Source organism: Virgibacillus sp. 7505 (genome assembly GCF_002272135.1).
In the GTDB taxonomy this organism is placed as follows: domain Bacteria; phylum Bacillota; class Bacilli; order Bacillales; family Amphibacillaceae; genus Terribacillus.
This window is the reverse complement of the sequence record NZ_NPBF01000428.1, coordinates 1-218: the sequence shown is the minus strand read 5'-3', so window position 1 is coordinate 218 and position 218 is coordinate 1. Positions and strand designations below refer to the sequence as shown.

The 218-nt window shown below is 48.2% G+C and carries 1 pseudogene; it reads right to left on the bottom strand.

What is annotated here, in order from left to right:
- Nucleotides 1-218, bottom strand: a pseudogene (locus CHH91_RS20815) (hypothetical protein); the annotation flags it as partial.

Here is a 218-nt window from a genome sequence, read left to right as displayed (position 1 = left end):
CCTCTTCTAGCACTTGTTTCGCTTCCGCAATCGTTGACTCGTAAATCGCTTTTGCTTGGCTTTCACCCGCTGTAAAGCCAGCATCATACCCTTCTTGTTCTGCTTTCAAGCGCGCTTTTTCCCATTGTTGCTCTAGCTCCGCTTGTTTGCTTTCCATCTTTTTTTCGATTGCCGTCGCTTGTGCTTGTGCTTCCTCGATCAATTGGGCTGCCTTTGCT